Annotated in this window: 11 protein-coding genes and 1 pseudogene; 11 read left to right on the top strand and 1 reads right to left on the bottom strand. The window is 66.8% G+C overall.

Annotated features, from left to right (window positions below; genetic code table 11):
* Nucleotides 1–2: 2 nt before the first annotated feature.
* The 4 genes and pseudogenes from MAY35_RS14455 to MAY35_RS14470 all read left to right on the top strand — a co-directional run bounded on the left by MAY35_RS14455 (nt 3) and on the right by MAY35_RS14470 (nt 4,122).
* Entirely contained in the window at nt 3–608 is a 606-nt protein-coding gene (locus tag MAY35_RS14455) for a dimethylamine monooxygenase subunit DmmA family protein (protein WP_238421996.1), read from the top strand.
* On the top strand, nt 605–1,606 hold the full coding sequence (locus tag MAY35_RS14460; protein ID WP_238421997.1) for a PDR/VanB family oxidoreductase: 1,002 nt from the start codon (nt 605–607) through the stop codon (nt 1,604–1,606). Before MAY35_RS14455 ends, MAY35_RS14460 begins: the two co-directional genes overlap by 4 nt.
* Nucleotides 1,603–2,601: pseudogene (locus MAY35_RS14465) on the top strand (DUF3445 domain-containing protein); the annotation flags it as partial. The gene MAY35_RS14460 and the pseudogene MAY35_RS14465, both read left to right, overlap by 4 nt.
* 147 nt (nt 2,602–2,748) lie before the next feature.
* Nucleotides 2,749–4,122, top strand: a complete 1,374-nt coding sequence (locus MAY35_RS14470; RefSeq protein ID WP_238421998.1) for an ammonium transporter — start codon at nt 2,749–2,751, stop codon at nt 4,120–4,122.
* 91 nt (nt 4,123–4,213) lie between these two features.
* Here the strand turns inward: MAY35_RS14470 and MAY35_RS14475 are convergent, their stop codons facing one another.
* Nucleotides 4,214–4,840, bottom strand: a complete 627-nt coding sequence (locus tag MAY35_RS14475) for a TetR/AcrR family transcriptional regulator (protein ID WP_238421999.1) — start codon at nt 4,838–4,840, stop codon at nt 4,214–4,216.
* A gap of 109 nt (nt 4,841–4,949) precedes the next feature.
* On the opposite strand from MAY35_RS14475, the gene MAY35_RS14480 reads away from it, so the two are divergent.
* The 7 genes from MAY35_RS14480 (at nt 4,950) to MAY35_RS14510 (ending at nt 12,864) form a co-directional block, all read left to right on the top strand.
* Entirely contained in the window at nt 4,950–6,242 is a 1,293-nt protein-coding gene (locus tag MAY35_RS14480) for a family 1 glycosylhydrolase (protein ID WP_374237959.1), read from the top strand.
* 263 nt (nt 6,243–6,505) lie between these two features.
* Nucleotides 6,506–7,867: a type III glutamate--ammonia ligase gene (glnT, locus tag MAY35_RS14485; RefSeq protein ID WP_238422000.1), complete on the top strand. Its 1,362-nt coding sequence runs from the start codon at nt 6,506–6,508 to the stop codon at nt 7,865–7,867.
* A gap of 61 nt (nt 7,868–7,928) precedes the next feature.
* Nucleotides 7,929–8,825 carry a glutamine amidotransferase gene (locus MAY35_RS14490; RefSeq protein ID WP_238422001.1) on the top strand — a complete coding sequence of 299 codons (897 nt, stop codon included), beginning with the start codon at nt 7,929–7,931 and terminating at the stop codon, nt 8,823–8,825.
* Entirely contained in the window at nt 8,813–9,556 is a 744-nt protein-coding gene (locus MAY35_RS14495) for a protein glxC (protein ID WP_238422002.1), read from the top strand. Before MAY35_RS14490 ends, MAY35_RS14495 begins: the two co-directional genes overlap by 13 nt.
* Nucleotides 9,557–9,582: 26 nt before the next feature.
* Entirely contained in the window at nt 9,583–10,944 is a 1,362-nt protein-coding gene (locus MAY35_RS14500) for an FMN-binding glutamate synthase family protein (RefSeq protein ID WP_238422003.1), read from the top strand.
* On the top strand, nt 10,941–12,131 hold the full coding sequence (locus tag MAY35_RS14505) for an FAD-binding oxidoreductase (protein ID WP_238422004.1): 1,191 nt from the start codon (nt 10,941–10,943) through the stop codon (nt 12,129–12,131). Before MAY35_RS14500 ends, MAY35_RS14505 begins: the two co-directional genes overlap by 4 nt.
* 40 nt (nt 12,132–12,171) lie before the next feature.
* Nucleotides 12,172–12,864, top strand: a complete 693-nt coding sequence (locus tag MAY35_RS14510) for an XRE family transcriptional regulator (RefSeq protein ID WP_238422005.1) — start codon at nt 12,172–12,174, stop codon at nt 12,862–12,864.
* The last annotated feature ends 4 nt before the right edge of the window (nt 12,865–12,868 follow it).

Consider the following 12,868-nt stretch of genomic DNA (forward strand, 5'->3'; position numbering starts at 1 on the left):
TCGTGTCGCAGCTCGCCTACTCCAGCGTGCCCGTGTGGGCGCGTCCCGGCGGAACCTCCGACCTGACAACGCCCGAGCCGACCGGCAGCTCGTATGTGCTGGTCGGCGTCGGGGACGTCGCCGACCTACTGGCCCGCTCCGAAGCGCGGCTACCGCATGGCACGACGCGGCTTCACGGTGACGTCGCCTCGGTCACCCCGCTGCTGGCGACGGCACTGTCAGATGCCGTTGTCGGAGTGCGCGTCCACATCATCGCTGACGCCGGCGCGGCACTGGCGTTACGTGCGGTGGCGCTGAACGCCGGCCTCGAGGACGACGAGATCGAGATCGTGACGGTGACGGCACCGGCGCCCCATCGCCCCGTGCTCGAGATCTTCTGCGCCCACTGCCGGACGGTCACCCGTGCGTCGGCGCGGGTCGACGATGTCGTCGCATGTACCGGCTGCCGCCGCGATCTTCTCGTCTACCACCACGTGTCTCGCCGATCAGGCCACTTCCTGGGCTTCATGGTCGATGCCGAGACGTCCCGACCGAGCTGTGGCACAGCCCATCCCACCGACACGGACCAGCACTCCGCCACACACTCACACGCCGAGGAGGCCCGATGACCATGACGATGGCCGACACGGCTGTGTCGGGACCCACCCCCGGGTGGCGGAATCACGCTGCGACGCTGGAACTGGTCGTGACGTCGGTAGCCGCACCGGCCCGCGACATCCGCTCGATCACCTTCGCCGACCCGGCCGGTCGTGCGCTCCCCGGATTCGTTCCCGGCAGCCATGTCGTCGTGCATGCCGGGTCCCACACCAACGCCTACAGCCTCACCGGCGACGGCACGCACCCCGCCCGGTACTCGATCTCCGTCCTGCGGGTGGCAGGTGGGAACGGTGGATCACGCTGGCTGCACGACGAACTCGACGAGGGCGACCTCGTGACGGTGGGCCTACCCCGGAGTGCGTTCGCACCGGTCGCCCGCGCTCGCAAGCACCTGCTCATCGCAGGCGGTATCGGTATCACCCCCATGGTGTCGCACCTGCGCGCGGCCGACCGCTGGCAGCGAGACGCCCAACTGCTCTACGTCTTCCGCGAATCGTCCGCCGCACACCTGCCAGACGTCACGGCGCTCGCCGGGGCCCGTGCCGAACTGTTCACCGACCGGGCGTCCTTCGCCGGAGGCCTGGGGCGGGCGCTCTGCTCGCAACCCGTCGGCACGCATCTGTACGTGTGTGGCCCGTCGACGATGATCGATGTCGTCGTCGCGTCTGCCGAGGCGGCGGGATGGCCGCCGTCCCGAATTCATGTGGAGCGCTTCGGGATGGACGCCTTGGACGCGGGCGATCCCTTCCGGGTGACCTTGACGGGTTCCGGTCGCAGCGTCGACGTCCCCTCGGGCACGAGTCTTCTGGAAGCTCTGGAGAACGCGGGGGCCTCCGTCCCCAGCCTGTGTCGGCAGGGCGTGTGCGGGGAGTGCCGCATCCCGGTGACCGGCGGTAGACCCGTGCACCGTGACCACTATCTCGGCTCGGACGAGAAGCAGGCCGGCGACGTGATCATGCCGTGCGTCTCGCGCGCGAATGCGGGTACGACCCTGGAGGTGCCGCTGTGACCAGCACGACCGAATCCAGCAGCGCCACCGAACTTGTCGCGGGCTTCCCCTTCCCCTTCTCCGACGACCGGTATCGGTACAGCACGAACGTGGAACCCGCGCAGCGCGCGGTGACGACACCCGCCGGTCAGTGGGGCGCCTCGGTAGTCGACATCGACTCGGAGTATCGCGCCGAGCTGAGTCAACGCGCGGCGGTCCTCGCCGCGGATCCCACCCGCCACGCCGTTCTGCCTCATATGGTGCACGCGGCCTGGGACGCGATGGTGACCGTGATGCGCGAACTCGATGCCGCCTACCCCGACCAGATGCAGCTGCGTTCCACAGGTACGGACACCTGGCTGTGGCGCAACGGCATCCTGGGAATCGAGCAGGACTTTCGATACGGCGACCCCACCAGCCTTCCCGAAGAACCTCTGCGTTACATCACGTCTCAGATCCAAGAGGACATCGCACTGTTGGACCAGCGCAACGGTCAGCTGTTCGTCGACGCCGGGGTGGTGACGTTCGCGGCCGACTGGAGCTTCGGCTTCGACGTCGGGATGAGCTTCCTCGAGATCCACGGACCCGTGCCGCGGGTGCGGGCGGAGGGGGTGATCACCCGAGCGCACGAGTTCCTGAAGCGTCTGCAACCCCATCAGCCCTACCGGCGGACCAACTGGACGCTCACCATCGACCGCCGCCTCGACGTCTCCACCGAGATCTACCATGAGTGGGGCCCGGACCGGGAGCACATCCAGACGGTCTCCGACGCCGAGTTCGGCCGACGCGTGCACCTGCGTGTCGAGGTCCAACACCTCGTGCGGTTACCCGACTCGGGCGCGGTGATGTTCCTCATCCGGACCTACATGCTCCCCCTCGAGCAACTCGCGACGGTCGAGGCGTGGCGGGAGCGCACCGCACAGGTACTGGCGGAGCTGCCCGACGACATGGCGGACTACAAGGGCATCATCAAGTTTCGCGGTCGGGCCGCGCAATGGTTGCGCGACAACGTCCCCCGAGCCCGCACCTGAGGCGTCGTTCCTCGCAGAGAGTTTCTCGATCACCGCGACAGCGTCGTCGCACATCCGCACGGTCGATGTCGCCCGTGAGCTGCTGGTCTGGAAGCCAGCCATCTCCACCGTCCCTGAACCGAAAGATCGCTCATGGAACCGATACTCGCGGCCAACGCCGACCTGGCATGGATGCTGGCGGCGTTCGTCTTCGTCTTGCTCATGTTCCCCGGCCTCGCCTTCTTCTACGGCGGCATGGTCGGATCGAAGAACGTGCTCAACATCATGACCATGGTCATGTCCACACTGGCGATCACGGCGGTGCTCTACGTCGTCATCGGACACGGGCTCGTCTCCGGGCCGTCGGTCGGTGGGTGGGGCCTCATCGGCAACCCCACTGAGTACATCGGCCTGACGAACTGGTTGACCGACGATGCGTCGGGGGCGACCCAGACGCTGTACTTCGCGGCCTGGTTCATCCTGTTCGCCGCCATCACCATCGCCATCGTCGCCAGCGGCGCCGCGGGCCGGATGAAGTTCTCGGCGTGGCTCGTCTTCGCGCCGATCTGGCTTCTGGTCGTCTACTTCCCGGTCGCGCACTGGGTCTTCGCGGCCGACGTCGACGACGACTACAGCGGCGGTTTCCTGCTGAACGACCTCGAGATCGTCGACTACGCGGGCGGAACGGCGGTCCACATGAACGCCGGTGTCGCAGCACTCGCGCTGGCCGTCGTGCTGGGGGCCCGCAAGCGCCGGATGGAGCGTCCGCACAACGTGCCGATGACGATCATGGGCGGCGGCATCCTGTTCTTCGGGTGGTTCGGATTCAACGGCAGCTGCGCTCTCGGGGCCAACTTCCTTGCGCAGGCGGTCATCCTGAACACGCTGCTGGCCGGCTCGGCGGGCATGATCGGCTTCGCGATCATCGAGAAGTGGCGCGAGGGGCACGTCACCTCGCTCGGGATGATCACCGGAACCGTCGCCGGGCTCGTCGGCATCACCCCCGCGGCCAGCAGCATGGCGCCGCTCGGTGCCCTCCTCGTCGGCATCTTCGCCGCTGCGGTCGTGGCCTTCCTGCTCAGCTTCAAGAACAAGCTCAAGATCGACGAGACGCTCGACGCCTTCGCCGTGCACGGTATCGGCGGCATCGTCGGAACCCTCTGCATCGTGCTGTTCGCCACCGAGGCCGCACCCGCCGGTGTCCAGGGGATCCTGTTCGGTGGACCGGTCGACATCGTCTGGCGTGAACTCGCCGGTATCGCCATCACCTGCACGTACTCGTTCGGCATGACCTGGCTGATCGCCAAGGGACTCGACAAGCTGATCGGTCTCCGGGTCGACGAGGAAACCGAGCTGGTCGGCCTCGACACGATGCTGCACGCCGAGACGGCGTACGAGATCCCCGCCGCCTCGGTCGGTCACGCCGGCGGTCTCGCGACCATGTCACCCGCACGCGCCGCGGACCGCGTCGAGGCGTCGTTGCCGACGCAGACGGGGCATGCGGCAACGCCGCCCGCACAGGTCTGAACGTCGCTGCGGAGTCGAACCCGTGATCGAAAGGCCTGGCGTCCGAGTAACATTCGGGGGTCCACCCGCGCCATGCGGTGGACCCCCGGTGTCACTCGGGTGATCGCTCGTGGTGGGCCGGGCCGTCGGGACGCTGCACTCCCAGCGGTCCGCTGAGTACCGCGCGCAGGACACTTTCGAGCGTGTCGACGTCGAGCAACGGCTGGCCGGTCGCTTCCAGGGTGCCGATCCCGCGGGCCAGGACCTCGATGAACCATGCCACCGACTCGGGGTCGGCGGCCGCGGACAGGGCGACCTCCATCCAACCGCGGCGTTCCCGGTACAACTCGCGCAGACCGTCCGCGACGGTCTGATCGTGCCGCGCCGCCGCCGCGGCGTCGACCTCGAGGAGGCGTAGATCCGTACGGCGTGGCGAGACCAGCGCCGACACCGAGGCGCGCATCGGGGCGTCGGGCGGCGGGTCCTCGACCTCGTCGACGATGGCCATCTCGTTCCGGATGACCTCGATGAGCAGGTGGCCCTTCGACCGGAAGTGCCCGTAGACAGCGCCTTTGGTCATGTCGCCGACCGCGGCGATGTCAGTGATCGACACCGCGTCGTATCCGCGCTCCACGAACAACCGCCGTGCGCTGTCGAGAACTCGGGCGCGGGTTGCACGGGCCTTCGGCGTCTGTCTGATCGACGCGTCGGGGCCGATGGGGCCAGGGTCTGCGGTCACTGCTCGAGGATACTGGTGCGCGATGAGCAGAATGTACCGTCGGTATATACAAGTAGAACGTGTTCCAGTAGGGTTCGGCTTCGTGTCGAGGATCAAAATCTGCAGTGTGATCGGTGTGGTGTTGGCAGCACTGGTCGCGACCCTGCACCCTGTCGCCAACGCCAATCCGCGACCGCCGGTGTCGATCTCGCCGTTGGGGGACGGCTTCGACTTCGGTGTCTCGACTTCCGGTTTTCAGAGTGAGGGGTACAACCGGGACTCTAATTGGCTGCGCTACAGCAACACCGGGAGAACACACGACAGGGTCGGCAACGCGGTCGACTTCTTCCACAAGTACGAGGAGGACATCGCGCGCGCGAAGAGCCTCGGCGTGTCGATCTACCGCACATCGGTCGAGTGGTCGCGGGTCCAGCCGACGCCCGGCGCGTTTGATCCCGCGGGGTGGGCGTTCTACGACCGGGTGGTGAAGGCAATCGTCGCGGCGGGGATGACACCGATGATCACCCTCAATCACTGGGTGCATCCGGGATGGGAGGTCGACCGCGGTGGGTGGAATCGGCCGGGGATGGCCGACGATCTGGTGGTGTTCGCGCGGGCGGCGATCGACAGGTACAAGTGGGCCGACCCGATGTGGATCACCTTCAACGAACCGACCGAGTACGTCCGACGCGAGTTGATGTACGGCGGGATCTCGCTCGCCAACGTCCCGGCCATGGCCGACGGGATCGTTCGGGCGCACCGTGAGATCTACCGCCACGCGCACGCCGTGCAACCGGGCGCCGAGGTGTCGTCCAATCTCGCTTTCCTCCCGATCCCCGGTGTTCAAGGGGCCACCGAAGCCGTCTTCCAGAAGCGGATGAAGGGGGCCATGGACTTCGTCGGCGTCGACCACTACTACTCGTTGTCGATCAACGACGCGAGCGTCGCCAATGGCGCGACGGATTCGTTCTACAAAGCATCGCAGGCGCCGGAGAGCATCTACTACGTCCTCCGGTACATCGCCGGCCAGTTCCCCGGCCTACCGATCCGCATCGTGGAGAACGGTCTGGCCACCAACCGGACGCAACCACGGCCCGACGGTTACACGCGTGGCGACCATCTCCGCGACACCGTCTACTGGATTCAGCGCGCTGCGCAGGACGGCATCCCGGTGGTCTCGTACAACTACTGGTCGCTCACGGACAATTACGAATGGGGAAGCTACGCATCGCAGTTCGGGCTGTACTCGGTGAACGTGAAGGACCCGGCGCTGCCTCGGGTGCCCACGGACGCAGTCGAGGCCTACCGCCGGATCACCTCGACGGGCGGTGTCCCGACGGACTACCGCCCCACCCGCGAGCCGGTGCCCTGTTCGCTGGTCGCGGTGCCCGACAGTTGCACGAACCCGGTGACGGCACGGTGAGAGGCCGGCGAACGCGACCGCCGACGAAGTAGTCGCTCGACAGCTCCCGATGCCGGGACGACCCAGGTCGTCCCGGCATCGCACTTCTCGGACACGAACCGTCGTAGCGTCGACGAGGGGCGATACCGGCGAGAACCGACACCCACCTCTCACCGGGACGAAACAGGGTCGAAACATCCACCACGTCTACTAACGGTAGACGGTGATTCACGACAGTGGACATTTTGACCGAGCACCCTTAGAGTCGACCCCCGGAGCACACGATGACAACCACCGAGACGATCCCCGACGCCGGCAGCCTCGCCGAGCTCTGCGCGGAGCACGGCACCAAGTTCATCCTCGCGATGTTCGTCGACCTGCGCGGCAAACCGTGCGCCAAACTGGTGCCGGTCGAGGCGATCGACGAACTGGCCACGGACGGAGTCGGTTTCGCTGGCTACGCGGTGGGCGCCATCGGTCAGGAACCGAAGGATCCCGACCTCATCGCGATCCCGGATGTGCGTTCCTTCCTACCCATCCCGTTCATCAAGGAGGGCCTCGCCGTCGTCCAATGTGACCCGCACGTCGAGGGCAAGCCGTGGCCGTTCGCCCCGCGCAACATCCTGAAAGCGCTCATCGCCCAGACCGCCGACGCCGGATTCGAGCCGTGGGTGGGTGCCGAGGTGGAGTACTTCCTCCTCAAGCGCACCGCGGACGGCTCTCTGGTGACCGCCGACACCGCCGACGACTCCGACCAGCCGTGTTATGACGTCCGCGGACTGACCCGCATGTACGAACACCTCACCACGGTGTCCACCGCGATGAACCGGCTCGGCTGGGGGAACTATGCGAACGACCACGAGGACGGCAACGGACAGTTCGAGCAGAACTTCGCCTACTCCGACGCCCTGACCACGGCCGATCGCGTGGTGACCCTTCGCTACCTGCTCTCGGCGCTCGCCGCGGAGAAGGGCATGATCGCCACCTTCATGCCGAAGCCCTTCGCGGAGCGCACCGGATCGGGCCTGCACTTCCACCTCTCGCTCACCTCCGCCGGGGAGCCGGTGTTCCCACAGGTCGCCGACGACCAACGTGGGCTCGGGTTGTCGGCGACCGCGTATGGATTCATCGGCGGCATCCTCGAGCACGCACCCGCTCTACAGGCGGTCATCGCGCCGACGGTCAACTCCTACAAGCGAACCGGGGCCACTGCGACCCGTTCGGGCGCGTCCTGGGCACCGCGTCGCGCCACCTACGGCGGCAACGACCGCACTCACTACATCCGGGTCCCCGACGAGCAGCGCGTCGAATTGCGCGGAGCCGACGGGTCCGCGAACCCCTACCTGGCGGTCGCCGCCCTGCTGGGGGCCGGGCTCGACGGCATCAAGCGCAGTATCGACCCCGGCGGCGTCGGAGGATGTCCCGGGCACGTCGCCGAGTTGCCCCTCACCCTCTTGCACGCGGTCGAGGCGCTCGAATGCGACGCGGTCCTCAACGGTGCGCTCGACGCGGCGATCCCCGAGGACTGGCCCGCCGATCAGCAGCGCGTCTCCACCTACTTTGCCGGTCTCAAGCGCGCGGAGTTCTTCGACTGGCATGCGGCGGTCTCGCCGTGGGAGGTCGACAAGTACCTGACCGCGTTCTGACCCGCATCAGACCGCGAAGCCTGTCTCACAACATCTTTCACTACGACGTAAGGACCTCACCATGTGCGGAATAGTCGGGTTGCATCTGCGCAACCCGGATCTCCATCCTCGGCTCGGTGCGATGCTCGCCGAGATGCTCGGCGAGATGCAGGACCGCGGTGCCGATTCGGCGGGCATCGCCGTCTACGGGAATCCGGACTGGGCTCCTGCCGGGCAGGGGTGCATATCGCTCCTCGAGCTGGAAGTGACCGCCGACGAGGTGAGCGCGACCCTGAGCGCGGCGCTCGGGGCGCCGGTGGCGGCGCAGACGATCGATGTCACGCTCGTGGCCTCCGCGCCGGTGCCCGCCGAGGAGCTGCTCGCCGTAGCCCGTGCCGCCTATCCGGTCGCGCTCGTGGCCGGTTTCGGTTCCGACCTCACCGTCCTCAAGGGGGTCGGCGCACCGCGGGACCTGAGCCGGTCGTGGGGACTCGACGCGGCGTCTGGATGGCAGGGTGTCGGACACACCCGGATGGCCACCGAATCGGCGGTCACCTCTTCGGGAGCCCACCCGTTCGCGGTGGGCCCGGAGCAGTGCCTGGTCCACAACGGATCATTCTCGAACCATGCGACGATCCGACGCGAATTGCGCGCCCAGGGAGTCGAATTCGACAGTGAGAACGACACCGAGGTCGGCGCCCGGTTCGTCGCGCACCAACTCGCGGCAGGCAAGGATGTCGAGACCGCGCTGAAGGAGGTCTGCGCGACCTTCGACGGCTTCTACACGCTGCTGGTGTCCAACCGGGATTCGTTCGCCGTCGTCCGCGATGCGATCGCGTGCAAACCGGCGGTCATCGCCGAAACCGACGACTGGGTGGCGATGGCCAGTGAGTACCGTGCTCTCGCCAAGCTGCCGGGAGTGGCGAACGCCCGCATCTGGGAGCCCGAACCGGAGGTCGTCTACGCATGGACGCGATGACCGTCGACCACCCACCCACACCCACCGGCACGGCGAAAGCTGAGGCGATGAACAGCCAGCACACCTTCGACCTCGCGAAGACCACTCTCCGCGAGATGAATTCGACTCTGCACGGCGACATCTCCGGTGAGATCGTGATCGAGAATCCCGCGGGCGCCCACAGCGTCGCCGCTGGTGTCAACCTGCCGCTGAAGATCACGGTCAACGGACATGTCGGCTACTACGCGGCGGGGATGAACCAACAGGCCGAGGTCACCATCAACGGCAACGCGGGCACCGGGGTTGCCGAGAACATGATGAGTGGCAGCGTGATCGTGAAGGGCAACGCGTCGCAGTCGGCGGGCGCGACCGCGCACGGCGGCCTGCTCGTCGTCGAGGGCGACGCCGCGGCCCGATGCGGCATCTCGATGAAGGGCGTCGACATCGTGGTGGGCGGAAACGTCGGCCACAACAGCGCTTTCATGGCACAGGCCGGACGGCTCGTCATTCGGGGTGATGCCGGCGACGGACTCGGAGACTCGATCTACGAGACCCGCATCTACGTCCGCGGTGAGGTCGCCTCCCTCGGGGCCGACTGCACCGCCAAGCCCATGCGAGAAGAACATCTCGAGGAACTCACCGGCCTGCTCAAGGCAGCCGGCTTCGGCGACGACGACCCCCGCGACTACACCCGCTACGGCTCGGCCCGCGAGCTCTACCACTTCACGGTCGACAACTCCGCCGCGTACTGAACCCCCCGATCAAGACAGGGATCACCATGACCGACAACCTGAGTGTCGAGCAGCGCGGACTGCGCGAGTCCGCCACATTCGACCGCAGCACCATCGCCGCGATCCAGCGGGCCGCCGAGACCGGCATCTACGACATCCGCGGTTGGGGCGCCAAGCGCAAGCTCCCGCACTTCGACGACCTACTGTTCCTGGGCGCCTCGATGTCGCGCTACCCCCTCGAGGGTTATCGCGAACGTTGCGACACCGATGTCGTCCTCGGCAACCGGAATGCCAAGTACCCGTTGCATCTCTCCACCCCCGTCACCATCGCGGGCATGAGTTTCGGTGCGCTGTCCGCCGGCGCGAAGGAAGCCCTCGGACGCGGCGCGTCCGAGGTCGGCACGTCGACCACCACCGGTGACGGCGGCATGACGCCCGAAGAGCGAGGGCAGTCGAAAAACCTCGTCTACCAGTATCTTCCCTCGCGATACGGCATGAATCCTGACGACCTGCGCAAGGCCGATGCGATCGAGATCGTGCTCGGCCAGGGAGCCAAACCCGGCGGTGGCGGAATGCTGCTCGGACAGAAGATCTCCGAGCGTGTGGCCGGGATGCGGACCCTCCCGCAGGGCATCGACCAGCGCAGCGCGTGCCGGCACCCGGACTGGACCGGGCCCGACGATCTCGCCATCAAGATCAACGAACTGCGCGAGATCACCGACTGGGAGAAGCCGATCTATGTCAAGGTCGGCGCCACCCGCACTTACTACGATGTGAAGCTCGCCGTGCACTCGGGCGCCGACGTCGTCGTGGTCGACGGCATGCAGGGCGGGACCGCCGCCACCCAGGACGTCTTCATCGAACACGTCGGCATCCCGACCCTCGCCGCGATTCCGCAGGCGGTGCAGGCATTGCAGGAGTTGGGTGTACACCGGCGGGCGGGATCAGGGGCGGGTCGCAATGACACAGTCCAGCTCATCGTGTCGGGTGGGATCCGTAACGGCGCCGATGTCGCCAAGGCCATGGCGCTCGGTGCCGACGCCGTCGCCATCGGAACAGCGGCGTTGATCGCCCTGGGCGACAACGACCCTCGATACTCCGCCGAGTACGAGGCGCTGGGTTCGGCCGCCGGCTTCTACGACGACTTCCAGGACGGGCGCGACCCGGCGGGCATCAGCACGCAGGACCCCGAGTTGTCCGCCCGTTTCGATCCCGTGCTCGGCGGAAGGCGCCTCGCGAACTTCTTGCGCGTGATGACGATGGAGGCCCAGACGATCGCCCGCGCGTGCGGCAAGGCGCACCTGCAGCACCTGGAGCCCGAAGACCTCGTCGCGATCTCGATCGAGGCGTCGGCGATGGCACGGGTTCCGCTCGCCGGGACCAGCTGGATTCCGGGGACCGGGCTGTGAGCACCGAGACCGCGTCGGTCGTCATCGTCGGTGGAGGTCTCGAAGGTTCCGCTGCGGCGTGGGCGCTGGGTCAGCGCGGAATCACCGATGTTGTCGTGTGTGAACGGGACACCGTGGGCGGCGGGATGACCGGCAAGTCGTCGGGAATCGTGCGCTGCCACTACGGAGTGGGTTCGTTGGCGGCTATGGCCGCGACCGGACTGGAGGTCTTCGAGAAGGCGGAAGAGATCTTCGGCTCCGACATCGGGTTCCGGCAGACCGGTTATGTCGTCGGCGTCGGCGAGCCCAACGTCGAGAACATGCGGAAGAGCCTTGCGGCGCAACGTGCGGTCGGCGTGCAGACCGAGGAGATCGACGCAGCTGACGTGGCCGGCATGTGGCCGACAGCCGACCTCGAACCGTTCGCGGCATTCGGCTGGGAAGAACGTGGCGGGTACGGCGACGCCTATCAGACCGCGCAGGCGTTCGCGGCGTCTGCGCGTGCAGCGGGAATCCGTATCCGGCAGGGAACTTCCGTCACCGGTCTTCTCGTCGATGCCGACCGGGTGACGGGAGTCCGTCTCGCCGACGGTACGACCATCTCGGCTGACACCGTGGTGGTGGCGACCGGTGTCTGGTCCAGGCCGTTCCTCGCTCCCCACGGAGTCGACGTCCCGATCGAGGTGCATCGCGAACAGATCGTGATGATCCATCCCGGTGCGGACCTCGGTGACGTGCCCGTCTTCTCCGACCTGGTGTCACTGCAGTACGTTCGCCCGGATGTCCGGGGCGAGATCCTTTTCGGCAACAGCGATCTCGCGGCTCTCGACATCGCGGATCCGGACGACTACCGCAACCGTGCGGACGCGGACTTCATCGACCTCACCGTCGACAAGGTCGGCACCCGGTTCCCGGGTTTCGCCGATCCGGCGATCACCACGAGCTATGCCGGGTGCTACGACGTCACGCCCGACTGGAATCCGATCATCTCCCGCGGCCCACTGGAGGGGCTCGTGATCGCCGCCGGCTTCAGCGGGCACGGATTCAAGATCTCGCCCGCCGTCGGCCGGTTGATCGCCGATCTCGTCGTCGACGGCCGTAGCTCCGACCCCCGCATTCCCGAGTCGGACTTCCGGTTCTCCAGGTTCGCCGAGGATGACCTCCTCACGACCCGCTTCCCGTACGTGGGCGCGGGAGAGATGCGCTGATCACCTCGTAGGCGGGGGTGTCCGACGAGAGGACAGGGTCGTGTGTCAACTGTCAGGAAACACCGAGGCTCACTATGCTGGCAGCGTGACCGACGACCCATTGATCCGGAACCAGTCCGGCATCGCCCGCGAACGTCCCGTGGGCCAGTCGGTCGAGGAGCTCGAACTCGAGACGGCCATCGCGCACAACGTGCGTCGGTTGCGTCGCCAGCAGGGACTGTCCGTGGGAGACATGGCGTCTCGTGTGGGCATCTCCAAGGCGATGTTGTCGAAGATCGAGAACGCGCAGACCTCTTGCAGTCTCAGCACACTCGCGAGACTGGCGAACGGTTTCGATGTCTCGGTCACCTCGCTGTTCCGGGGAGCCGAGATGGAACGCTCTGCGGTCTACGTGAAAGCGGGCGAGGGTTCGGAGATCGTCCGCGAGGGTTCGCGTGAGGGCCACGAGTACGAACTGCTCGGTTCGTTGCGCGGAGAACACAAACGCCTGGAATGCCTGCTCGTGACCCTGACCGAGAAGTCGGTGACGCAACCGCTGTTCCAGCATGCGGGAACAGAGTTCCTCTACGTGCTCGAAGGTGTCATGGACTACGCCCACAGCCGGTCGATCTACCGGATGAACCCCGGGGATTCACTGCAACTCGACGGTGAAGGAGCGCACGGGCCGGTCGAACTCGTCGAACTGCCGGTGCGTTTCCTGTCAGTGATCGCCTTCCCGGATTCTGCTGTCTGACGCG

This window comes from Gordonia sp. 'Campus' (genome assembly GCF_022206305.1).
Taxonomy (GTDB): Bacteria; Actinomycetota; Actinomycetes; order Mycobacteriales; family Mycobacteriaceae; genus Gordonia.

What these genes read in the sequence shown, in the direction of transcription:
- MAY35_RS14460 (WP_238421997.1), top strand. Translation starts at nt 605, where the DNA reads ATGACCATGACGATGGCCGACACGGCTGTGTCGGGACCCACCCCCGGG.
- MAY35_RS14470 (WP_238421998.1), top strand. Translation starts at nt 2,749, where the DNA reads ATGGAACCGATACTCGCGGCCAACGCCGACCTGGCATGGATGCTGGCG.
- glnT (WP_238422000.1), top strand. Translation starts at nt 6,506, where the DNA reads ATGACAACCACCGAGACGATCCCCGACGCCGGCAGCCTCGCCGAGCTC.
- MAY35_RS14490 (WP_238422001.1), top strand. Translation starts at nt 7,929, where the DNA reads ATGTGCGGAATAGTCGGGTTGCATCTGCGCAACCCGGATCTCCATCCT.
- MAY35_RS14495 (WP_238422002.1), top strand. Translation starts at nt 8,813, where the DNA reads ATGGACGCGATGACCGTCGACCACCCACCCACACCCACCGGCACGGCG.
- MAY35_RS14500 (WP_238422003.1), top strand. Translation starts at nt 9,583, where the DNA reads ATGACCGACAACCTGAGTGTCGAGCAGCGCGGACTGCGCGAGTCCGCC.